General features: G+C 39.5%; 23 protein-coding genes and 1 pseudogene. 3 read left to right on the top strand and 21 right to left on the bottom strand.

The features are described 5' to 3' along the window. Nucleotide 1 precedes the first annotated feature (1 nt). The 4 genes from Q4550_RS19045 to Q4550_RS19030 are packed head-to-tail and all read right to left on the bottom strand — an operon-like array spanning nt 2 to nt 2,779. Nucleotides 2–928, bottom strand: coding sequence for an ABC transporter ATP-binding protein (locus tag Q4550_RS19045; protein ID WP_303535264.1), 927 nt, complete (start codon nt 926–928; stop codon nt 2–4). Nucleotide 929: 1 nt separating this feature from the next. Next, entirely contained in the window at nt 930–1,628 is a 699-nt protein-coding gene (locus Q4550_RS19040) for an ABC transporter ATP-binding protein (RefSeq protein WP_303535262.1), read from the bottom strand. Continuing rightward, complete coding sequence (locus Q4550_RS19035) at nt 1,625–2,005, bottom strand: GntR family transcriptional regulator (protein WP_303535260.1); 381 nt, start codon at nt 2,003–2,005, stop codon at nt 1,625–1,627. Before Q4550_RS19035 ends, Q4550_RS19040 begins: the two co-directional genes overlap by 4 nt. A gap of 3 nt (nt 2,006–2,008) precedes the next feature. Then, the gene (locus Q4550_RS19030) at nt 2,009–2,779 is read right to left on the bottom strand and encodes a hypothetical protein (protein WP_303535259.1); all 771 of its coding nucleotides are present in this window, start codon (nt 2,777–2,779) and stop codon (nt 2,009–2,011) included. A 187-nt stretch (nt 2,780–2,966) separates the two neighbouring features. Here Q4550_RS19030 and Q4550_RS19025 point away from each other — a divergent pair, with 187 nt between their 5' ends. Beyond that, a complete protein-coding gene (locus tag Q4550_RS19025) occupies nt 2,967–3,935 on the top strand; it encodes a class F sortase (protein ID WP_303535257.1) in 969 nt (322 codons plus the stop codon). Between the two features lie 76 nt (nt 3,936–4,011). On the opposite strand, the gene Q4550_RS19020 is transcribed toward Q4550_RS19025, so the two are convergent. From Q4550_RS19020 to Q4550_RS18985, 8 genes are all read right to left on the bottom strand, one after another. After that, complete coding sequence (locus Q4550_RS19020) at nt 4,012–5,421, bottom strand: alanine/glycine:cation symporter family protein (RefSeq protein ID WP_303535256.1); 1,410 nt, start codon at nt 5,419–5,421, stop codon at nt 4,012–4,014. 209 nt (nt 5,422–5,630) lie between these two features. Beyond that, nucleotides 5,631–6,269, bottom strand: a complete 639-nt coding sequence (locus Q4550_RS19015; RefSeq protein ID WP_303535255.1) for an SDR family oxidoreductase — start codon at nt 6,267–6,269, stop codon at nt 5,631–5,633. Between the two features lie 82 nt (nt 6,270–6,351). Continuing rightward, nucleotides 6,352–7,401 (bottom strand): GGDEF domain-containing protein, encoded by a 1,050-nt coding sequence (locus Q4550_RS19010; protein ID WP_303535254.1) that lies wholly within the window; start codon nt 7,399–7,401, stop codon nt 6,352–6,354. A 186-nt stretch (nt 7,402–7,587) separates the two neighbouring features. Continuing rightward, nucleotides 7,588–8,691 carry an NADH:flavin oxidoreductase gene (locus Q4550_RS19005; RefSeq protein ID WP_303535253.1) on the bottom strand — a complete coding sequence of 368 codons (1,104 nt, stop codon included), beginning with the start codon at nt 8,689–8,691 and terminating at the stop codon, nt 7,588–7,590. Nucleotides 8,692–8,952: 261 nt separating this feature from the next. After that, nucleotides 8,953–9,420 carry a divergent PAP2 family protein gene (locus Q4550_RS19000; protein WP_303535252.1) on the bottom strand — a complete coding sequence of 156 codons (468 nt, stop codon included), beginning with the start codon at nt 9,418–9,420 and terminating at the stop codon, nt 8,953–8,955. A 229-nt stretch (nt 9,421–9,649) separates the two neighbouring features. Further along, nucleotides 9,650–10,021: a VOC family protein gene (locus Q4550_RS18995; RefSeq protein WP_303535251.1), complete on the bottom strand. Its 372-nt coding sequence runs from the start codon at nt 10,019–10,021 to the stop codon at nt 9,650–9,652. A gap of 132 nt (nt 10,022–10,153) precedes the next feature. Continuing rightward, a complete protein-coding gene (locus Q4550_RS18990) occupies nt 10,154–12,082 on the bottom strand; it encodes an endonuclease MutS2 (RefSeq protein ID WP_303535250.1) in 1,929 nt (642 codons plus the stop codon). A 413-nt stretch (nt 12,083–12,495) separates the two neighbouring features. Beyond that, the gene (locus Q4550_RS18985; RefSeq protein WP_303535249.1) at nt 12,496–13,263 is read right to left on the bottom strand and encodes an SDR family NAD(P)-dependent oxidoreductase; all 768 of its coding nucleotides are present in this window, start codon (nt 13,261–13,263) and stop codon (nt 12,496–12,498) included. A gap of 178 nt (nt 13,264–13,441) precedes the next feature. Here Q4550_RS18985 and Q4550_RS18980 point away from each other — a divergent pair, with 178 nt between their 5' ends. After that, nucleotides 13,442–14,812, top strand: coding sequence for an alanine/glycine:cation symporter family protein (locus Q4550_RS18980; RefSeq protein ID WP_483298572.1), 1,371 nt, complete (start codon nt 13,442–13,444; stop codon nt 14,810–14,812). A gap of 38 nt (nt 14,813–14,850) precedes the next feature. Here the strand turns inward: Q4550_RS18980 and Q4550_RS18975 are convergent, their stop codons facing one another. The 7 genes from Q4550_RS18975 to Q4550_RS18945 form a co-directional block, all read right to left on the bottom strand. After that, complete coding sequence (locus Q4550_RS18975) at nt 14,851–16,605, bottom strand: ABC transporter ATP-binding protein (RefSeq protein ID WP_283153657.1); 1,755 nt, start codon at nt 16,603–16,605, stop codon at nt 14,851–14,853. A gap of 218 nt (nt 16,606–16,823) precedes the next feature. Then, complete coding sequence (locus tag Q4550_RS18970) at nt 16,824–17,459, bottom strand: nitroreductase family protein (RefSeq protein WP_194218849.1); 636 nt, start codon at nt 17,457–17,459, stop codon at nt 16,824–16,826. 114 nt (nt 17,460–17,573) lie between these two features. Next, nucleotides 17,574–18,074 (bottom strand): Crp/Fnr family transcriptional regulator, encoded by a 501-nt coding sequence (locus Q4550_RS18965; protein WP_283153656.1) that lies wholly within the window; start codon nt 18,072–18,074, stop codon nt 17,574–17,576. Between the two features lie 71 nt (nt 18,075–18,145). Beyond that, entirely contained in the window at nt 18,146–18,562 is a 417-nt protein-coding gene (locus tag Q4550_RS18960) for an RrF2 family transcriptional regulator (RefSeq protein WP_194218847.1), read from the bottom strand. 70 nt (nt 18,563–18,632) lie between these two features. After that, nucleotides 18,633–18,983: an IDEAL domain-containing protein gene (locus Q4550_RS18955; RefSeq protein WP_303535247.1), complete on the bottom strand. Its 351-nt coding sequence runs from the start codon at nt 18,981–18,983 to the stop codon at nt 18,633–18,635. A gap of 84 nt (nt 18,984–19,067) precedes the next feature. Next, nucleotides 19,068–20,075, bottom strand: coding sequence for an LLM class flavin-dependent oxidoreductase (locus tag Q4550_RS18950; protein ID WP_194218845.1), 1,008 nt, complete (start codon nt 20,073–20,075; stop codon nt 19,068–19,070). A gap of 218 nt (nt 20,076–20,293) precedes the next feature. Next, entirely contained in the window at nt 20,294–21,055 is a 762-nt protein-coding gene (locus Q4550_RS18945) for a DeoR/GlpR family DNA-binding transcription regulator (RefSeq protein ID WP_283153654.1), read from the bottom strand. A gap of 285 nt (nt 21,056–21,340) precedes the next feature. Here Q4550_RS18945 and purU point away from each other — a divergent pair, with 285 nt between their 5' ends. Next, a complete protein-coding gene (purU, locus tag Q4550_RS18940) occupies nt 21,341–22,207 on the top strand; it encodes a formyltetrahydrofolate deformylase (RefSeq protein ID WP_428845873.1) in 867 nt (288 codons plus the stop codon). A 43-nt stretch (nt 22,208–22,250) separates the two neighbouring features. On the opposite strand, the gene Q4550_RS18935 is transcribed toward purU, so the two are convergent. Together Q4550_RS18935 and Q4550_RS18930 are read right to left on the bottom strand one after the other, a co-directional pair. After that, nucleotides 22,251–22,337, bottom strand: a complete 87-nt coding sequence (locus Q4550_RS18935) for a YjcZ family sporulation protein (protein WP_136948892.1) — start codon at nt 22,335–22,337, stop codon at nt 22,251–22,253. A 119-nt stretch (nt 22,338–22,456) separates the two neighbouring features. Further along, a pseudogene (locus Q4550_RS18930) lies at nt 22,457–22,561 on the bottom strand (YjcZ family sporulation protein); the annotation flags it as partial. Between the last annotated feature and the right edge of the window lie 268 nt (nt 22,562–22,829).

Here is a 22,829-nt window from a genome sequence, read left to right as displayed (position 1 = left end):
ACTAGACAACTTGCTCACCCCCAGTTACTTCTAGGAACACATCTTCTAACGTTTTCACAGAGGATTGAATACCGTATACGCGGACGCCCTTTTCCACGAGAACAGCTGTTACCTCTGGAATAAGCTCATGTTCTATTTTAATCGTCAACTTACGCTCCGATTTTTCCATCTCACAATCAGGGAAATTTGCTTTAACAGCGTGAACCGCGTGTTCTACTGGATCGACTTCAAATGAAACCATAACGGCGTGATCATTTTGAACAAAGTCATTCACTCGCTGCACATCGACCATTTTTCCGGCCTGAATAATGCCAATTCGATCACACATGAGTTCGATTTCGGATAATAAATGACTAGAAACAACTACAGCAACATTTTCTTCTCTTGCAAGTGTTCGTAAATATTGTCTGATTTCTCGAATACCTGCGGGGTCTAGTCCGTTTGTTGGCTCGTCTAGAATAAGTAGCTTAGGTCGGTGAAGCAGTGCCTGGGCAAGTCCAAGACGCTGTCGCATCCCAAGGGAGTATCCCTTCACTTTTTCATTGATACGACCTTGGAGTCCAACCAATTGAATGACTTCTTGAATGCGTTCTTTTGAAACACCTTTGACCATTCGAGCATAATGGACAAGGTTTTGGTACCCAGTCAAAAATTTGTACATTTCAGGATTTTCAACAATCGCTCCTACTTTTACAATCGCATTCTCGTAATCTGTTTTAATACTGCTTCCATCAATGAGAACTTCGCCTTCCGTCATTCTCATTAGCCCAACCATCATCCGAATTGTTGTTGTTTTTCCTGCTCCATTCGGCCCCAGAAAACCAAACACTTCACCTGGGTATACATCAAATGAAAGTTGATCAATGATTGTGTTCTTTCCAATTACTTTTGTTAAATCTTGAATCTGAACAACTGGTTTTACAGCCATTTTATTCCTCCTCTTGATACAACTTTTTCAACCACTCCACTATTCTCATACGATCTCGCTCGCGAATGGTTTCAACATCTTCGAGCGCGAGAACCTTACCATTTCGAATCGCAATAACCGTTTCAAGCAATGGTTCGATTTCCGTTACTTCATGTGTTGTGATGATCACCGTTTGTTTTTCTAAGTCGATAAAAGAAAGTAAGCTCTTCACAATTGAATCTCGCACCATCGGATCAAGACCTGATAACGGCTCATCCATCAGAATAATAGGTACATCTCTCGCAAGGGTAAGAGCAATCTTCAATCTCCCACGATTTCCTTTAGATAAATGCTTCACCTTTTGATCCTGATTCACTTCCATAAATTTAACAATATCGTGAGCTTTTTCAAGATTAAAATCGCTAAATTGACTTGCAAAAAAGCGGATTGTCTCTTTCACTGTGAAGAATGAATAGTAAGCGTCTAACTCTGATAAATAAGCAACTTTTTTTGCCGAACGTCTCGAAACCTTTTCTTCATTAAGCATTACTTTGCCTTCACTTGGCACTACAAGACCTGCGATTATCTTCATGAAAGTAGATTTCCCACTACCATTGGAGCCAACAAGGCCAATGATTTTTCCTTCAGGAATTCTCACGTTCACATCCGATAGAGCTTGTTTTCTAAGATACCGTTTAGACACGTTTTCGAATGTAATCATGATTGATTCTCCTTTTCATTCGTAACATAAGTTCGAATACCTTCAATCATATCTTCCGAGGAAAATCCCATTTGCTTCATTTCATCAATGAAATTCTGGATGTGGTTAATCTTGAGCTGTTCTCGAAGTTCGGTCAGTCTTTCTTTTTGCTCCGTTACAAACGTCCCTTGCCCTCGTTTCGTTTCCACAATCTCCATCCTCTCCAGTTCATTGTAGGTTCTCGACACTGTATTTGGATTTACTCCTGATTGAATGGCCATTTCTCTTACAGAAGGAAGTTTTTCACCAGTTTTTCGTTCCCCTTTAATAATCTCCCAGCTAATGCGGTCCACTAGCTGCAGGTAAATCGGCTTTGAGGGATTAAAATCTTCTCCCATCCCTTACACCTCCACTTTTCGATCAAGTAGCCAGCATGTCATCATGAAAACAAGGACGATAGTAATGAAATCAAATATTACATTCCCAATTGCAAACGGAAATGTTGAAACGGTTAATTCAAATGCCTGCTGACTAACCTCCATATTTAACGGTGACGGTAGCTCGACATACCCCCACTCAATCATTACTTCATAAAGACGAGTCCCACTCAACCATGAACCAAACCAACTAATAAAACCAACGATTAAGAGAATAAGAAGAAGCGCCCACTTGCCTATATACGTTTTCAGTACTTGATACAAAGTCCAATAGAAGATTAGCCAAATCCCCATGTAGACCGATCCTGTAATAATAACGGTGAGAAAATAAAATCCGAACAGCCACACGTTATCAATTGGAAGTTGAATTAGGCTCGGTTCGAGATTATAAGCTAGAAGAGATAAACTACTGATAATACCAATAGAAAGCAGTAATGCTAATAACCCATTTAGCAATTTAGCCCCGAGTAAACGAGCTCCTGATTGTGGATTGTGTAGCCAGAGGTGTAGGTTCCTCCCTTCAGTGTTCAAGCTAATTAATAAATATAGTGGCAAAAAGAAGACGTGCATAGCCGTTAGTACGGCTCCGATAATAGCTGTTAAATAAGGGACTTCCCATCTTGCAGAGGCAAGAAAAAATCCAATCATTACTAGCAAATCAAACGCTGTAACGCCTAATAGAAGGGTTCTTGAGAGACGAAATTCCTTTCGTAGTAACCCACTCCAATTCTTCATGATAAAGTTCCCCCTTAACGTGTTAGTGTATTAGTTACATAGTACACCAGTACTTTGGGGTGGTCAACATTTTTTATTTTCAATTTCATAAAAAAATGATCCACATGAACATTGATTTCGTTAGCTATGTAAGAGTATAGTCAATAAAAAACGCTAAGATATAAGTTAAATAAAAGAGGTGAAGAACGTGAAAAAAGTCTTATTGCTCGTAGTTGGTGCGATTATTTGGCTCGTTCTCGCAGGGTACAACAACTATGCTGAACCCGTAACGAATACAGCCGTTGAACAAGAACAAACGAACGCTGAGTTAGAGGTAGAAGAGATAGAGAAACCTGATGTGCTATCAGACGAATTTCTTCTTCTAGATGATCAGAAGAATAAAATCGAAGAAGCCAAAGAATCCCAAAACGTTCAAGAGGGAATGGCGCCTGTACAAGTAGAAATTCCTGCAATTGATGTTAAAGCTCCCGTTGAAAATGTCGGCATATTAGAAAATGGACAAATGGGTGTTCCTGAAGACATCAACAAAGTTGGTTGGTTTGAACCTGGCTTTAAACCAGGAACAAAAGGAAATGCTGTCTTAGCCGGGCACGTCGATAGTAAAACAGGACCGGCCATTTTCTTTTATCTTGAAAAGCTTTCAAAAGGTGACGAAATCATTTTGACTGATAAAGAGGGGGAAAAAATGACGTTCGTTGTCACTGGTAAAGAACGATACCCTTACAACGATTCCCCTATCGAAAAAATATTCGGACCAACTGATTCACGCACGTTGAATCTTATTACGTGTGTTGGTACATTTAATCGCTCAAAAGGAACACATGAGGAGAGACTTGTTGTTTCTACAGAGTTAAAGAAAGATCCGAGTAAAGAGAAGGAAGAAGCAGATCCTAACGAAGTTCCAGATGCTCCAACAAACCTTAGCGTTAATGGGAACTTCTTATCATGGCATGCTGTGCGCGACGAAAATGTTGTAGGATACCGCATTTACAAAGCTGACGCATACGGTGTTTATAAGCAAATTGAGAGCATTTCTAACCTTGAACGTAAGAGCTTCTCAGATCCCGATGCTTCAACCTCCTCATACTATGTAACTTCTGTAAATATATTTGGTAACGAATCAGCTCCATCTAAAAAAATAACTCCTGAAAAATAAGAAAAGCGCGGCTGGATGTTTTCCAGCTGCGCTTTTCTTTCATTTAAAGAAGAAAATGTCTCTATACCTCAAATGATTAACTCGCTTTTTTCATTTGAGATTCTACAAGATAACGATTAAAATAATCATCTGTTTCGCTTCGAATGACTTTATAAAGTAATAATAACGCAATTAAGTTTGGAATCATCATCAGAGCATTTGCCATATCCGCAAAAGCCCAAACAGTAGTTAGATTCGCAACCGTACCAACAAAGCATGCCAAAACATATACTGCTCCATAATAAATCGTTACTTTCGTACCAACAAGGTATTCAAAGCATTTATAACCATATACATACCAACCAAGAATGGTCGAGAACCCAAAGAAAATGACAGAGAATGTCACAATATATTCCCCAATCAAACCTAAACTTGAACCGAATGCAGCCGTTGTCAAAGCACCCGCTTCTAAATTCGGATCATGCACGATTCCCGAAAGGTCTCCTCCTGTTGGGTCCCAAAATCCTGTAATAAGGAGCACAAGAGCTGTCATTGTACAAACAATGATCGTTACAATAAATGTACCGGTCATGGCTACGAGAGCCTGTTTCACTGGATGATCGGCTTTCGCATTACCAGCAATAAGGGCAGCCGTACCAAGTCCTGCTTCGTTCGAGAAAATTCCTTTGGAAACCCCTGATTTTACAGCTTCCATTACGATAACACCCGAAAATCCTCCTACCGCCGATATAGGTGAAAAGGCATATGTAAAAATCAGCTTCATAGCTGGGATAACGGCATCTATGTTAATGACAATAATAATGAGTGCACCAACTACGTAGAGAACCGCCATAATCGGAACAAAGAAACCTGCAACAGAACTAATTCGCTTTACACCACCAAAGATGATAAGCGAAGTAAGTGCAGCAAGGACAACCCCAGTTATCCAACCATCAATTTGGAAGCTTTCATCAACAACACTTGCGATTGTATTTGATTGTACGCTATTCCCGATTCCGAGTGAGGCAATCGCTCCAAATAAAGCGAACGAGATAGCGAGCCACTTCCATTTAGACCCCAGTCCCTTTTCGACATAATACATCGGCCCTCCGGCATACTCTCCGTTATCATTCTTCACACGATATTTCATCGCAAGCAAAGCTTCTCCATACTTCGTTGCCATTCCAACAAGACCTACAATCCACATCCAGAAAATCGCACCTGGACCCCCAATTGTAATCGCTGTAGCAACTCCTGCAATATTACCATTTCCTATCGTGGCAGCTAGTGCTGTCATCAGAGCTTTATAGTTACTAACGTCACCTTCAGCACTGCTATCCTCTTCTTTTTCTTTTGAGAATGCTAATTTGAAAGCATATCCCAGCTTTCGAAACTGCAGTCCTTTCAGAATAAATGTGAGAAAGACACCTGTCCCAAATAATAAAATTAGGCTTGGTGCTCCCCAAAGAACTCCATTAATTTTCTCTAGCCAATCTAAGATGTTCATTCTCTCTCTACTCCTTTGTGTTAACGCTTTCATGCACTGACCTTTACCACATTATCATTTGTAAGCTTGAAGCGCAATTCCCACCTTTAAATTTGGGGAAATAGTCACTATTCAATTTTTACTATAGCCCATTAAGAAATTCAATTAGTAACTTTCTCCAACGTAAAAGAGAGACTTAACATAAGTTAAGTCTCTCTAAATAACTGCTCTTACAATTGACCAATGGCATCACTTATCGATTGATCGCCGTTCAAAACTTCAAATGTTCGGTTAAACGTATGCTTGTTCTCCAAGGCTTCAGTAAGTACAGCAGCTACATCTTCACGTGGTATTTCACCAGATTTATCTTCAAGCGTTTCAGCTGCTCTGATTTGTCCTGTTCCAGGCTCATTTGATAGACGACCTGGACGAAGAATAGTATAAGTTAAGTTCGTTGCTTTCAAGTGCTCATCGGCACGTTTCTTCGCATGTAAATATGGCTTCATATTATCTGGACCTTTTTCAGGATAATCAGATCCAACAGTACTTAGCATGACAAAGCGTTTAATTCCTTGTTGCTTCGCTTCATCAACTGCTTTAATCGCACCTTCCTGGTCAATCATAATCGTTTTATCTGCGCCAGTATGCGGTCCTGAACCTGCAGCGAAGATAACCGCTTCACAGCCGTACAGCGCTTGTGAGAAATCTTTTTCAAGATCGCCAAGCACCGTTTTACCTCCTGCATCTTCAATCGCCTTAACTTGGTCTGTATCGCGAATCATACCAACTGGTTCGTGACCGCGTTCTGCTAATTTTGTAATTAAATGTGTTCCTACTTGTCCGTTTGCTCCAATAACGAGTACTTTCATGACAATTCGTCCTCCTTTAAAAACCTTAACACTTGTTATATTCCGCAAATTCACCTTTTTAAACCAACGAATGTGCAAAATGCTAAAAGCATACTTCGTTTCGACCATTTTTCTTCGCTCTGTAAAGAGACTTGTCTGCTTGTTCAACGGATGCCATTAACGGTTTTTCAAGATCAAGTTCAGCCAATCCGATTGAAACAGAAACATTCTTTATTTCGTCTCCCATCTCGGTCATAAATCGCTGCTTACTTAAATTGTGCTGCAAATCCTTCATCCGATGATATGCCTCCTCTTTCGTTGATGCTTCAAGCATCACAATAAACTCTTCTCCTCCGTATCGTGCAACGAGCCAATTATCGCCTTGATCTGAAAGGAACATGGCAAAATCAGCCAAGACGCGATCCCCGTTAAGATGACCATATTTATCATTAACTTGCTTAAAAAAATCTAGATCAAGCATGGCTACCATTTTTATCAAATGAGTCTCATGAGCTTTCGCTTTCTTTAGAAAACTTCTCAGATTAAGTAGTCCGGTCAGAGAGTCGTGTTCAGCATAAAAGCGAAGCTGCTTGCTCATCTCAAGATTATTAGTGCTCATTTGAATAAAGAAATACATAATTAGGGCAGATAGCTGAAAGGAGATAAATCGCATTAAATAAGAATAGAGCGTGATATCTTCTGAAATAATATAGCCAACGATCGCATCTGAAATAAACCAGATGCCAACAAAATAAAAAAACAGCTTCAAATATGTGAGGTTTCGAAAAAGCTTCTGTCGCACTAGCATTGTTACTACTGTTGGGATTAATAAGGTGAAAAAGATCTCCAAGTAAATAAAGTCACCTGGAAAGGCGAAGCGAGCTAGTGTAATCATTATAAGCACGGGTATGCCATATTGATACCCATGGTACAGAACTAGTATCACCATTGGAATGGTTCGTAAATCATATAGATACCCGTCTAACGATACCGGCAACATATAAAGGCAAATAATACCGATTGCCACAATGAATATGTGGGCGACAGCGACAACCTGACTGGGCCACCGCTTCTGAAAAGCGAGATAGTATGCGCTTTGGATGCATAGGTGCATAAATAATAAGATGGAAAAGTTCGCTAATAAAGATTGCATCTGCCGTTTCACTTCCATAATGGTTATTTTTTATTCATTCTTACTTACAGATTTTACACCTATCTTAGCATTTTATGGAAAATAATAGAACATTATTTATGTATTATGAATAAAACCAAGTATCCCTCTTTCTAGAGAAATACTTGGTTTTATTATAAGCAGTCAAATTATGACCACTTCTCTTATTTAGTATAATTTTTGGAGAGCTTCTTTATCAAATGGTAATAAATCATCTGCGCGGCCATCACGTACTTTGCTTACCCATTCAGGGTCCATTAATAACGAGCGACCAATTGCTACAAGATCAAACTCTTCACTATCAAGCTTTTCAATCAAACCATCAAGACTTGTCGTATTTGCTCCAGCAAAGCTTGTAAATTCTCCATCTAGTCCGACTGAGCCTACTGAAATAACCGGTTTACCAGTTAGTTTCTTCGTCCAACCAGCTAGATTCAATTCGGAACCTTCAAATTCAGGCTCCCAGAAACGACGTGTTGAGCAGTGGAAGATATCTACTCCAGCTTCAACGAGCGGTGTTAGGAACTGTTCTAATTCCTCAGATGTAGTCGCAAGCTTCGCTTTAAAATCGTTCATTTTCCATTGAGAAAAACGGAAAATAATCGGGAAGTCTGGCCCCACTTTACGACGGCAGGATTCGATAATTTCTACAGCAAATTGAGTTCTCCCTACAAGATCGCCGCCATAGCGGTCAGTCCGTTTATTTGTCTGCTCATAGAAAAATTGGTCGATCAAATAACCATGTGCTCCGTGAAGTTCAATCGCATCAAAACCAAGTCGCTTCGCATCTGCTGCTGCATCTGCATAGGCTTCAACTAGCTGTTCCACTTCTTCTGTTGTCAAAGGCTCGTTTACCTTCTCACCAGATAGAGCTAGACCTGAAGGACCAACTGGTTGTGCTTCTTCGTTTGGCAGTTCGCCCATTTTTCGAGTCATCCCAACATGCCAAAGCTGAGGTGCAATTTTACCGCCTGCTTCATGAACTTCTTTCACAACATTTCCCCAGCCTGCTAGTGCTTCTTCACCATGAAAGACAGGAATGCTCGCACCTGAAACCGATGAAGGATGGTTAATCCCAGTTCCTTCTGTTACTATTAGCCCCACGCCATTTTCTGCTCTACGTCGATAATAAGCTGCCACATCTTCACCTGGTACATTTCCTGGTGAAAACCCTCTAGTCATTGGCGCCATAACTGTGCGATTTTCTAAAGATAATTTTTCACTATTGAACGTTCTAAATAACGCTTCAGTTGTTTTGGTTGTTTGTGTCAATTTATTTCCTCCTCTAACCTGTTTGCATTCATTATTATTTCAAAACCATTCTCCAAAAGAAAGAAATCTGTTTATGTAATGTGCTGGTGATCCGATGAATCCTGTAGAAAGCTATTAATTCCGCGATACTTAGGATATTTCCGCGAAAAATCGTTTTTTTCCGCGATAACTGAAAGATATCCGCGATTTTGTGATTATTTCCGCGATCTGCCAATTTACGAAAAAAATCATAGGCGAAGCGCCTATGATTTCCTCTCTCTACTACTTATTCTCATATTTAGCTGAAAGAAAGCCTAAAGCTGCCCCAAGTATGGCTCCACCGAGGACCTCAACAGGTTGATGTCCAAGGAGCTCTTTCAACTCTTTTTCCCTTTCCACAAATTCCATGCTAGGGTAATCTCCAGAGATCGTCGCTAAATTATCCTCTAGATCGTTTACTAGAGCAGCAATTTCTCCTGTATGACGCCTAACCCCCTGAGCATCGTACATAACAATCACACCGAAAATAGTAGCGAGAGCTGTTTCTGTATGACGAGATCCTTTATTTGATGCAATGTAAGAAGTAAGGGCTGCAACACCAGCTGAATGCGAACTAGGCATTCCACCGGTTGTCGCAACTTGCTTCACATCCCATTCTCCTTTTAACATCTTATGAGTTAGGATCTTCAAACCCTGAGCAATCGCAATTGAGGAAACTGCTGTTAAAATTCCTCTGTTCATTTTTTGCATCTCTCTCATCCTCCACTTTGCCATCTTTTCTGCCTGAGCAGAATGTTCTATTAGATGCATTACCCTTTAGGAAGGAATTTTACGCAGAGAAATTGTTTTTCAGGAAATAGACCCCACTTACATTCAATTCACTTTTCACTGATAATAAAATAGTTTCCCCTGTTCACCTTCAGATTTCTTTCATGCAATCAAAGAAATCTTTAGTAGCTGATACAATCGCTTCTCGATCTCATCTATGCTGATCAACAAGAATGGGATTGCCATCAGGGTCTTCTATTGTAAAACTCGTTGGCCCTTCGCTTGATTCATCCGCTTCAGAAAGAAAATTCACTCCGTTTTCTTTTAGCTGCTTTTGAAGTGTTCGAATATCTGTAAACACTTCAAGATTTTCAGCGTTCTCATCCCAACCTGGATTAAACGTTAGAATATTTTTGTCAAACATCCCTTGAAACAGGCCAATGACCGTACTGCCATTCTTCATAATGAGCCAATTTTGAGAGATATCTCCTCCAAACGACTGAAAACCTAATTTTTCGTAAAAATGCTTTGAGGCTTGGATATCCTTTACATTTAAACTTACAGAAAAAGCTCCTAAATTCATGTTCATACCTCCTCATTATCGTTGCTATAAAAGATTCTTCTCTATTACCTCCTTTCCTCCCTTCTTTTAAGTGGATTAAGATAACGTTACTTATAGAATGATTCCAAACTAGAATTTTTTCTACGCTTTCCACTACTCTTCATAATCAATTCTCAACCCATCTACATGTTTGCGATTCATCAATTTCTTTTTCTTTCTGTTCTCAACAGTTTCAAATAGGATATCAAAATCATAATTCTCCGGATAAAGCTCGCTAGCAGGCAAGAGTAGTTTTAAGCGCTTTACATGAATGGTCTCTTTCTTACCATCTACCATGACAATCACATTCCCGAACTCATCAATAGGTTTATAAACGATGCCCTTTTCTTTCATAGAAGGTATCGCTACGCTGTCACCAATTTCATACTGATCGAAGTGCTTTTCGACCTGTACCTTCTGTTGGCTGCGAGGTTTTTCAACTTTTTTACTTTGGAGCTGTTGTTCATAGTGCCAATGGTACTTTTTATCAGTTTCCTTATTGTAAGTTACCTTCTCCTGATACGTAATTTCATGAGCACGCTCAATAATCTTCGGATGCATGCCAAGCCTGAGCGCAATTGCAAATGCTTGACTTTCACCTGGTATGCCTATGCAAAGCTTAAAGGTTGGTCGCAATGATTCAGGATCAAACTCCATGGACCCATTTTCGAAATCAGGATGAGTAGATGCAAAATTCTTCATCTCACTATAGTGGGTCGTGGAAAGAATTGTTGCTCCAAGGCGATTCAATTGTTCTAAAATGGATACGGCAATGCCCATCCCTTCACCAGGGTCTGTACCTGAACCTAGTTCATCTAGAATGACAAGAGCATCAGGCCCAGCATCTTGCAAAATAGTAATGATATTCGACATTCTTGAAGAGAAAGTACTTAGCGATTGTTCAATACTCTGGCCATCTCCAATATCGACGAGAATGGTCCCAAACATGCCAAACACAGAAGACTCATCAGCCGGAATGTGTAAGCCACATTGAACCATCATCGCAAGAAGACCTACTGTTTTAATGGCTACGGTTTTTCCACCTGTATTTGGTCCAGTAATCACTAAACCTTTATAATCTTTCCCAAGTTCAAGGGTTAGCGGAACAGGGTTTTTTGCTAACAAAGGATGACGACCATTTTGTAACTCAAGTATTGGCTCACTTGATAGCTTAACTTGATTGCCCTCAATCGCTACACTATATTTCGCTTTTGCAAAAATATAATCGTAGTGTGTCATTGTTTCAATATTGATTGAAATCTCTTGCGCATATCGCTCCACCTCTCCTGTTAGTCTGCTTAGAATTCGTTGTTCCTCCAAGTATTCATCTGCCTTTACTTCATTTAATTCCATTTGAACTTTCCGAACTTCTTCAGGTTCAATATAAACAGTCGAACCGCTTGATGATTGGTCATGAACGGTTCCTTTTATTTGTTTCCGATATTCTTTCTTCACAGCGACAACATAGTGGCCATTTCGATCGCTGATAATCGTATCCTGCAGTGCTTTTCGTTTCGAAGATGAACGCAGAAGATGATTCAGTTTTTCTTTCACCCGTTCTTCATAAACGGTTATTTTCTTTCTAATTCTCCCAAGTTCCTTACTCGCTGCATCATTAATTTCACCATTTCTGATTGCTCGTTTCAATTCTTCTTCAAGATCCGTAATCTCATAAAGAGAATAGATATAAGTTGAAATTGTAGGGGCCAGCCATTCTTTCCCCGTCATAAACTGCTTCAGTTTCCGGCCGCTTTCGATTAAATCCAGCACAGTTATCAGCTGATCTGCCCGTAAAGGAACACCTTTGTTTAATTGTTTCATCACCTGGATAATGCCATGAAGTCCATGAAGAGGGACGCTTGAGCTTTTCTTAATAATTTCTTTCGCCTCTGTCGTTTCATTTAATCGATTTTGCACAACCTCTTTATCATGCAACGGCTTCATTTTCAGGATCTCACTTTTTGCTTCTTCTGAAAGGGCATAGTGAGCTACTTCGCTTCGAATTTTATCAAATTCAAGTGTTACCATAGTTTGTTGGTTCAATGTTCTTCCTCCTCGATTCATATATGTTCGCGCATCTTAAGTAAAACTTCCATTCAATTAACATACATGTCACTTCCTTTCCAACAAAAAAAGAGCTACGAATGAACACAGGTTCATTCGTAGCTCTTCTATAAAGGGGTAGACGACCCCATTCCCCCATGCTTAAAAAGCATACAAAAAGCTGCGCACAGAGCGCAGCTGGAATGGTTGTTGTCATTCTTGAGCTTTTCTGTGTTCTTAACTAAATTGACAGAAGGCATATTTAAATAAGCATAGAATACATGCTACTTTAAAAGCCAATCCATCTATAAAATTACGTTAGTTAAGAATCACCGATAACATAAAATTTGCCCCTTTTACTTTTCAGGTTACATTTATTATAAATGGGAATCGTTGTTCTTTCAAGTTGCTTTTTAGAAAGCATGTGAAGTCGTTCCGCCATCAATAACAATATTTTGTCCGGTCGTATAGCTCGCATACGGTGATGCAAGAGATAAAAAGGCTGGAATCAATTCATCTAACCGACCAACTCGATGCATCGGATTACTTCCCTTGATTTTATTAAGAAGAATAGGATTCTCTAATGCTTTTTCGTTAAACGGCGTTTTAATAAAGCCAGGACTTATCGCATTAACAGTGATCCCGAGTGGGGAGAGTTCCTGGGATAACTGTTTTGTTAATTGCACTACAGCCGCTTTACTTGGACCATATGGGGTGGAAAAAGGAAGTCCAACTTCACTTGCCATCGATGCAATGTTAATAATCCTAGATCCTTCGCCTTCTTTTAAATCAGGGAGAACTGCTCTAGTCATCATATATACTGATTTCACGTTCGTTTCCATCACATCGTCCCATTCATCCGCTTCAAGATCTTCAATTGTTTTTCGAACAGTTTTCCCAGCATTATTAACGAGAATGTTAATTGTCCCTATGCTTTCATGAATGTCACTTATGATTTGCTGAATGCTTTCCTCATTCGTGACATCTCCTACAAATGCAACGACTGATCTATTTGTTTCCTTACTTATTTCTTTTGCTGTATCTTCAAGAACTTGTTTTGTTCTACCAACAATGGCGACAGTAGCTCCCGCTTCGGATAGAGCACGTGCAATTGTTTTGCCAATGCCTCTGCCTCCACCTGTAACGACGGCCACTTTATTTGTGAAATCAAAATACTTCATCTAGCATCCTCCTCTACTTTATCTACCATACAAAATATTCTTATTTCCATCCATTAGAGTGCTTCAAAGATGATGTAAAAACCTTGTTTGTATCATTATTCGACAGCATCCTAAAAAAATTATTTTGTATTTGAAAGGTAATTGCGGTAATTTGTTAGAATATTTAGTATTAAGATACATAAAGGAGGAGTTCTTATTGGAAGCAGCATTAAATAACATTAGTGGATTTGTATGGGGGTGGCCTCTGCTCGTCCTACTTGTGGGAACGGGTATTTACCTCACTATTCGCCTTGGGTTTCTCCAGTTTACCATGCTTCCATATGCGTTGAAGCAAGCCTTCTCAAAGAAACAAGATAAAAACGCAGAAGGGGATATCTCTCACTTCCAGGCTTTGATGACGGCACTTGCCGCTACGATCGGAACAGGAAACATTGCCGGTGTCGCAACGGCTGTATTTGTTGGTGGACCTGGTGCCGTTCTCTGGATGTGGATCAGTGCTCTCTTTGGAATGGCAACGAAATATGCTGAGGCAATCCTTGCTGTTAAGTACCGTTCGGTGAATTCAAATGGTGAAATGTCCGGTGGGCCGATGTACTACCTTGATAAAGGACTTAATATGAAGTGGCTTGGGATGATTTTTGCCTTTTTTGGTGCTTTCGCAGCTTTTGGAATCGGAAATATGGTACAGTCCAACTCAGTAGCAGACGCTGTCGCTACTTTCGGGGTCGCTCCGTGGATTACTGGACTTGTCCTAATGTTCTTTACTGGAATGGTTATTCTCGGTGGAATTAAAAGCATCGGTAAAGTGACGGCTTACTTTGTTCCAGTTATGGCCTTATTTTATGTTATTGGTGGATTAGTCGTGATCTTTATGAATCTTAGTCTTGTTCCTGCAGCTGTTTCCCTTATCTTCTCAGACGCTTTTACAGGTGAAGCTGCTGCTGGTGGTGCCATTGGTGCCGTAATCCGTTATGGTGTTGCACGTGGGGTATTTTCGAATGAAGCTGGACTTGGCTCTGCGCCAATTGCGGCGGCTGCCGCTAAAACCGATTACCCAGGACGTCAAGCACTTGTCTCTATGACACAGGTGTTCATTGATACGATTGTTGTCTGTTCCATCACTGGAATCGCGCTCGTTATGGGTGATCTCTATGGTGGAGATTTGAACGGAGCAGCCTTAACGACAGCGACGTTCGAGAAATTCCTGGGTGTTCCTGGAGCACTTATCGTTACAATTGGACTTATTTTATTTGCTTATTCAACTGTTCTCGGATGGTCCTACTATGGCGAAAAATGCTTCTCTTATCTTTTTGGAGACGCATCGATTAAATATTATCGTCTCGTTTTCGTATTGGCTGTTTTTGTCGGAACAACATTAAAACTAAACGTTGTTTGGCTTCTAGCTGATATTTTCAATGGTTTAATGGCACTACCAAACTTGATTGGACTTCTCGGTCTTTCAGGAGTTGTTGTCGCTGAGACAAAACGCTTCCTGGAGAAAGTGAAGGAAGAAAAGAGAGAAGCCCATTCAACGGGTGTATCTAATTAATACTAATAAAAGGTGTCGGGAGCTCCCGACACCTTTTATTATAAACTTTCTTCAATTTGAAACTGTTGCTGAGCAAGCTCTTTATAAAGACGGCTTGTCATATATAGCTCTTCATGTGTGCCCTGATCTGATACAATACCGTTTTCCATAACTAAGATTTGATCGGCATGAACAACGGTCGAAAGACGATGAGCAATAACAATCGTCGTACGTCCCTTCATTAAATTGTTCAACGCACGTTGAACCTGAACTTCTGACGTACTATCAAGACTAGATGTAGCTTCATCCAACAAGAGAATGTATGGATTTCGAACAATCGCTCTTGCAATTGCAATCCGCTGCCGCTGCCCACCAGAAAGCTTGATTCCTCTTTCGCCAATTTCTGTCTCAAAACCGTTTGGAAGATCTTGAATGAAAGGCAAGGCATAAGCTTGCTTTGCTGCCTCTTCAATTTTCTCATCCGAAATATCTTCTTCTAGCCCATAGACAATATTCTCTTTAATGGTTCCTGCTATGAGCGGACTTTCCTGAGAGACATAGCCAATTTGCTTCCGCCATGAGACAAGTGAAAAGTCATGAATATTTTTTCCGCCAAGTGCGATTTCACCTTTTTGAGGTTGATAAAATCGTTCAATTAATGAAAATGTAGTCGTTTTACCGCTACCACTAGGACCAACTATTGCAGTGATTTTACCGGGTGGTACTTCAAAGGAAGCCTTTTTCAACACAAGTTCTTTCCCATAGGAAAATTCAACGTTATGAAATGAAAGCAACTTTGCTGGATCTTCAACTTCATCTCCGCTAAGTCGTTCTTCACTATCATGATCAAGTAAAAATTGCAGACGTTCTGTTGCACCCATTGCTTTTTGGATTGCTGTTAAGAACCTCGCCATTGAGCTGAATGGAATAATGATTTGAAAAAGGTATAAAAGAAAAGCGACAAGCTCTCCAGCTGATAGTTCTCCTGTTGATACACGAACGCCACCGTAGCCAACAATGACTACGAGAACCCCCATTAACAATAACGTCATAAGAGGCATAAGAAGTGCATAGATTTTCGCTTCCTTCATGCTATATGAGAAGACATTTTTAATGCCATTTTTCCCATTCTCTTCTTCCACATTCTCAGCCATCGAGAATTTCACAAGACGAACTTCTGATAATACTTGTGTGATTGTTGCTGTAAACTTAGCCGTTTCTTCCTGCAATCCCTTTGATACTTTATACATTCGCTTTCCAATAAAACGAATCCCAATCATCATAATAGGGACAACCGCAAGTAAAATGGCTGTTAATTTCCAATCAAGGTATAGTAATATCCCAATCGAACCGACAATCGACAGCGTACTCGTCAACAAACTAATTAAATGATTCGAGACAAGATCTTTTATTACTCCAGTATCATTCACAATACGACTCGTCGTATCCCCAACCCTATTGCTGTCAAAATAAGATATTTGAAGAGAAAGGACTTTCTTCATTAAACGCTCTCTCAACCGAGCTACCACTGTTTCCCCTATATACAACAGGAGGTACATAGATAAACCAGAGAAGATCGCCTGAACAACAAAGGCAGCAATTAATAATGTAATAACTCCCGAAGAAAGCGAGCTACCTGAGAGCTGATCAACTAGATTTTTCGTAAAAAATGGCACGATTAATCCAGCTACGGTTCCAATCATACTCAATGCAATAGCAAGTGCTACAAGAGGCTTTGAAGGATTTGTATCACGAATTAATTTTGATATTCCTCGCCAATTCATTTTTTTCTCCGTATTTGCTTTTAGTCCCATTATATTCCCCCTTACGATCTCTCCTTAGTATACCTTGTCTTATCGTTAAATCAGAAAACGGAATGAAAATCATTCCGACGTTTCATTATTTCTCAAATACACGCTCGCTAGAACACTATGAAAAATATGTGCAGTGAGACTATTGCGTTTGGCTAACAAGACTATGTTAAGACAGAAAAAAGGAAGGGACAGTGCCCTTCCTTTAACATGATTTAAGATTAGAAGCTTTCTTTCACGACAACACGCTCAAGTGGGAAGCGAGCTGTTCCATGCGCTTCAACAGCTGCTTTACCAACAGAAATAAGCATTGTTGGTACATAACGTGAAGGAATGTTAAACTCTTCTACAAGGGCAACTGGATTAAAACCACCCATTGCCACTGTGTCATAGTCTTTTGCTTTTGCAGCAAGCATCAATTGCATTGCAGCCAATGAGCTATTCTTGATTGCTTCGCTTAAAGCAAAGCCTTCTCTTTCGTAAGCGCCATTGATTTGGCTAACAAGCGTTTCTTTTATAGCATTTTCCATGAATCCTAATTCAACTGCCTGGCCATAAATTTCTTCAGCATGTAGATTAGCTTCAAGGTCCCCTAGAATAACAATAGTAGCAGAGCTATCTACGATTTGCTGCTGATTAAAAGCAATTGGAAGTAGCTTTTCTTTTTGCTCATCACTTTCAATAACAAGGAACTTCCAATGTTGAAGGTTCCAAGAAGACGGAGCTTCAATCGTAGCATTTAAAATCTCATTCATAACTTCCTCAGGAATTTCGATTCCTTTCTCAAATTTTCTTACAGAATGACGATCTTTCATAACATCTAGAACACGATTGTTCTCTTGTACACTAACAGACATCGTTTATTTCTCTCCTTTTTCTATCCATAAAAATTCTCTATTGATGGTCTAATAACCCATCTCACCTATACTATAATGTAACATATATCATTACAGTTAGAAAACAAAAAATCATTAGCAATTGTGGCAGTATCTTCCCTTTTTGCTAGTATTTTTATTAATCAAATTCTGAAATCCATTTTTAACCTGCTTCACAAAAGAAGTTGCTGTGCGTTCAGGAAAATCAATGATTAATTTTAATCTTGAAAGCTCCGTTGTTAGTTTAATTGCTAATTCAGGGTAAGCCAGATACAAAGCACGATAGGACGTTTGATCAAGTTGAATGAGCTCAACATTAGTTATTGTTTTAGCATACAAGTTTTGATGTATAAAAATGGAGCGATTGCCCAAAACATCATTTGGCCCAAGAACTGCTAGAGACTCATCCATGTTATCCGCATGATAAATGGCAATACTACCACTTTTAATAATGTATACATCGCGATTTGTATGTTCTGGCTTTATCAAAAATCTTCCGTTGTTTCTCTTAATTAGCCGACCGGATCTTTCTAATCGATTCCAATCTTTCATATTAAGCTTGCTTCCTTCATTTCTTACCACCAGACCTGTACTCATGTCTGCTCACCCCCAATAATTTTATTGGAACATTTTTTGTTACAGTTAAGATATAAAACAAAAACAATTACTTATAATTGTTTTTGTTTTAGGCTTTGAATAATATCACGAATCGTATATTGTTTCAAGAATGCTGTTAAATGATTCTCAGCATCTGTGAAAATATCGCCCAGTACATTTGATAAATTCGCTCCCACAAGACAATACTGATTCGAATCAGGACACCTTGGTTGGAGAGTACCAATAGAAGTAAGGTTATAAATCTTATCAAGCGTGACATCTTCTACACGACAAGATAAAGTAAACCCACCTCCAGCACCCTCTTTTGAAACGATATAACCGTTTTTCTTGAGTAAACTAAGAATTTTTCTCATACGAACGGGATGGACAGAAGCACTTCCGGCAAGATAATCACTAGTTGCCATCTGCCCTGGCTTAATTGCGAGCAAAGCCAGACTGTGTACGGCGAGAGTAAAATCACTATTCAATTGCAGCGCCTCCCAACACTTTCTTCCACTTCCATCCTATCGTACTTCTTTTGTAGCTGGCAAGAAAATTTTAACAGGTAACTGCTTCCTCCGACTCATGTCGAAGCTGCTTAAGTTGTGCAGAAAGTTCCATAAACCATTGTTTATCTTTCGTAATTAAAGAAACTTCAATAAGATTTAACAAGAAGGATTCATCCTGTTCAAAATTTGGTTCCTCCAGCTGGGAAATACGATTCTGGAAAGTTTCGATTACTTTTCCTACAGTTTCAGGATTATCACATTCTAGAACAAATACTTTAATCGTTCCAAGATAGTTATTTACAGATTCAACATATCCATGAATTAGTTCATCATGGACTGACTTTCCTTTTACCCAATCACCTTTTTGATATTGAGTTTGTTGATGTAATTGATTCATCATCATTTACCTCCTTATTTGGAAGACTAGTTTGTGTTCCAACTGAGTCAAGGTATAGTGTAATTCTAATTATTACAGTTCATTTTGTCAAGAAGAGGGTTTCTCATCTATTTGAAATGCATCTGCAATGAGTTTATAAGACTTCAGTCGAGATTGAAAATCGTGTGTAATCGTATTAATGATCACTTCATCTGTTTGATAAGCATTTGCTAATTCTTCAATTTGTTTTTTTACCTGGGTCGGACTACCTACGATCATTCTTTTTCTGTTTTCCCGAATCCGTTCTTTATCAAACACTGTATATGGAAAGCTACGCGCTTCATCAGGGGATGGAAATCCGTCACCTGACTTTCCTTGTTCGATTAATAAGATCGATAAATCCAAACTAGATGCCAAATATTCTGCTTCTTCTTCTGTTTCACCACAAATGACAAATATAGCTACATTTGTTTTCGGTGTCTCGTTAAATTCAGATGGTACAAAACGAGAACGATATTTGTCAACCACATTCGTTCCACCATATCCATTAATGAAATGTGCAAAGGTAAACGCAAGTCCGCGCTGCGCTGCCATCATTCCACTTGCCCCACTTGATCCTAACAACCACATCTCAGGTGCCGTACTTCCAAGCGGTGTTGCTCGTACGTTCATTCTCTCAGGGTCTTCCCCTTTTAAATAGGCAGCTAGTTCGTTCACCTGCTCTAAATAGTTATCAATCCCCATACTGTTTCCCCCAGCGAGAGCTTTTGTAACATTCGGCATCCCCCCTGGAGCGCGTCCAAGTCCAAGATCAATACGATTGGGATTTAACGTTTCAAGCATACGGAAGTTTTCCGCTACTTTGTATGGACTATAATGTGGTAACAGCACCCCACCAGAGCCAATCCTCATACGCTTTGTGTTCGCTGCCAGATGTGAGATTAGGACTTCAGGACTAGACCCAGCCAGACTCTTCGTACTATGGTGTTCTGAAACCCAGAATCGATGAAAGCCTAACTTCTCAACTTCTTGTGCAAGTACTGTTGTTTCTCTAAGTGCTTCTGTTGGCGTATTGCCTCTTGATACAGGTGATTGATCAAGTACGCTTAACTTCATATTCTTTCCGCTCCTTTAATGTAAAGATCATCATTACAGTTTATCTTATCAGATGAAAAATTGTTGACCAATAAATATGCTTAATATTAGATGAACCTCTTCATACTAGTAGTTACCCTTTTAAGACACAAAAAAACGGACCGTCACGCCCAATTGGTTACGCCGGTCCATTCTTTAGAAAATCATAAGCTCTCTTTATATGACGTCATTGTAGAAACTTAAGTCTCTGCAACAACGAGCTTAACCTGATGTCGCCTTAGCATTTCCTGCACTTTCTCTTCAGGAATTTGATCCGTAATAATAAGATCAATATCTTCAAGATGAGCAAAAGTAAAAAACTCAGAACGATAGAATTTTGAATTATCAGCAAGAGCGATAACATACTGAGATTGTTGAATCATCTTTCTTTTCACCATTCCATCTTCTTCATGAGCAATGGTTAATCCCTGCTCTGATATTCCTATGACTCCTATAAAAGCAATATCTGCATTGTAGGTCGCCACCTTTTCGACTACAGCTGAACCATATAGGAAACGATGATCTTTCTCGAGTTTGCCTCCAAGAAGATGAATATCAATATGACTTCCGCTCGATAGAATATCTGCTTGATGAATGGAATTTGTAATCACTGTTGCTTGTTTTTCAATTAGAAATTCAGCGCATGACTGAACGGTTGTGGATGCATCAAGAATAACGACGTCACCTGCGTTAACATAGCCTGCGGCCATTTTGCCTATTCGCTGTTTTTCCTTTGACACAACTTTTAAGCGATCATGATAAGACTGGATCTCATGACGAAGCTGAGGAAGTACGGCTCCACCTCTTGTCCTCGTAACGGCTTCTTCTTCTTCAAGCTTCACAAGATCACGTCTCGCCGTGTCTCTTGACACTTGAAATAACTCGCAAATTTGATCTACGGATATTCTTCCGTGTTTTTTTAGATGATCTAAAATCGCTAGCATTCTTTCTTCTTGATACACTTCCTACACCTCATTTCCATGCACTTACATTATAAGTTTTCGTAAGTAATAAATCAATATTTATTAAGCGTTTTCGATTTTATATAAGTTTTTATAAGTAATGCTACTTATTTTTATTATTTCCTCTTATTGCTCCATGATGATTTTTCTCATCATTACAATGGTAAACAAGATAGAACTTAAATAGTCCGTTCACAGAAAGATCTCAGACCATAAAATCCTTTTGCGCTTTACCTTGAAATAATGTATTATTGAAAATATTTACTAGATAAATGGAGGCTAATGATGAAGGGAAATTTAGATAAAGGTATTTTATTAATATCTTGCCCAGATAGAGAAGGAATTGTCTCAGCTGTCTCAACATTTTTATTCACAAATGGGGCAAATATTATTCACTCTGACCAGCATTCAACCGATCCTGTTTTGGGACACTTTTTTATGCGCATCGAATTTAGCTACCCTCAATTAAACGAACAATTAGGAGAACTTAAAAGGGCTTTTGAAGAAACGGCAGCTCCATTTCAAATGGAGTGGTCCATAACGGCTTCTTCTAAAAAAACTCGTCTCGCTATTTTTGCTACGAAAGAAGATCACTGTCTTCAAGAGTTGATATGGAGATGGCAATTGGGGGAGCTACATGCAGAAATCGGAATGGTTATTAGTAATCATCTAGACTTTAAAGAATTAACAGAAAGCGCTGGGATCCCCTTTTATCATGTTCCAGTGACAAAAGATTCGAAAGCACAAGCAACAGCTGAACATCTTCATTTACTTGAAGAGCAACAGATCGATACGGTTATTCTTGCAAGGTACATGCAAATCATACCTGAAGAAATTATTAACCTTTATCACAACGACATCATTAATATTCATCATTCATTCCTACCAGCCTTTATCGGTGGTCACCCTTATCAACAGGCTTTTGATCGAGGCGTCAAGATTATCGGGGCAACAGCCCATTATGTGAATGCAAAGCTTGATGAAGGTCCAATCATCGAACAGGACATCACTCGTATTACTCACCGTTATAATGTGAGCGATTTGAAAAGACATGGCAAAGACATTGAACGCATCGTCCTCTATCGCGCAGTGAAATGGCACCTTGAAAAGCGCGTTATTGTTCATGGCAACAAAACAATTGTCTTTCAATAATGCTCCATAAGAAAAAGCACCCGAATCGGGTGCTTTGCTTATTTTAGTAAGCCCATACTGCGCCAACGATAATCAAAAGAATGAACAATACAACGATTAGCGCGAAACCTTGACCATAACCGTAACTCATGCGTATCCCTCCCTTCATGCTAATTTAACAAGAAAGGTTTAGTAGCCATATCCTCCGCCGTAACCGCCGTAGCCACCTTTTCCGTAACCACCACACTGACCGCCGTAGTTAGCTCCACCAACTGCCGCAGCTCCAACGATAATCAAAAGAATAAACAATACTACGATCAACGCAAAGCCTTTACCGTAGCCTCCGCCATGCCCTTGCTCTTTTCCACCACTCATTAGAAAACCCCCTTTCCTGGAAGGTTACTAATACTATATGTCGTAAGAAAAAGAAGGATTAGGCTGGTGTCCATAGTTAGATAGAATTATCATTTCTACTTATTTGTCACGCTTAAATAATGCCTGCTACAGCAAGTAAAATAATGACAAGAAGAATGAAAAGAATCAGAAACAAAATCAGTTCATCCACTGAGATCCCCCCGTATTTGGTCGTTTAATAACATATGTGACTCTGGGCGGGCGGGTGAATTGCGTTCTCGTTTTCCAA

The sequence above is a fragment of the Anaerobacillus sp. 1_MG-2023 genome (assembly GCF_030547345.1).
GTDB lineage: Bacteria > Bacillota > Bacilli > Bacillales > Guptibacillaceae > Guptibacillus > Guptibacillus hwajinpoensis_B.
This window is presented reverse-complemented; position numbering and strand designations above follow the sequence as displayed.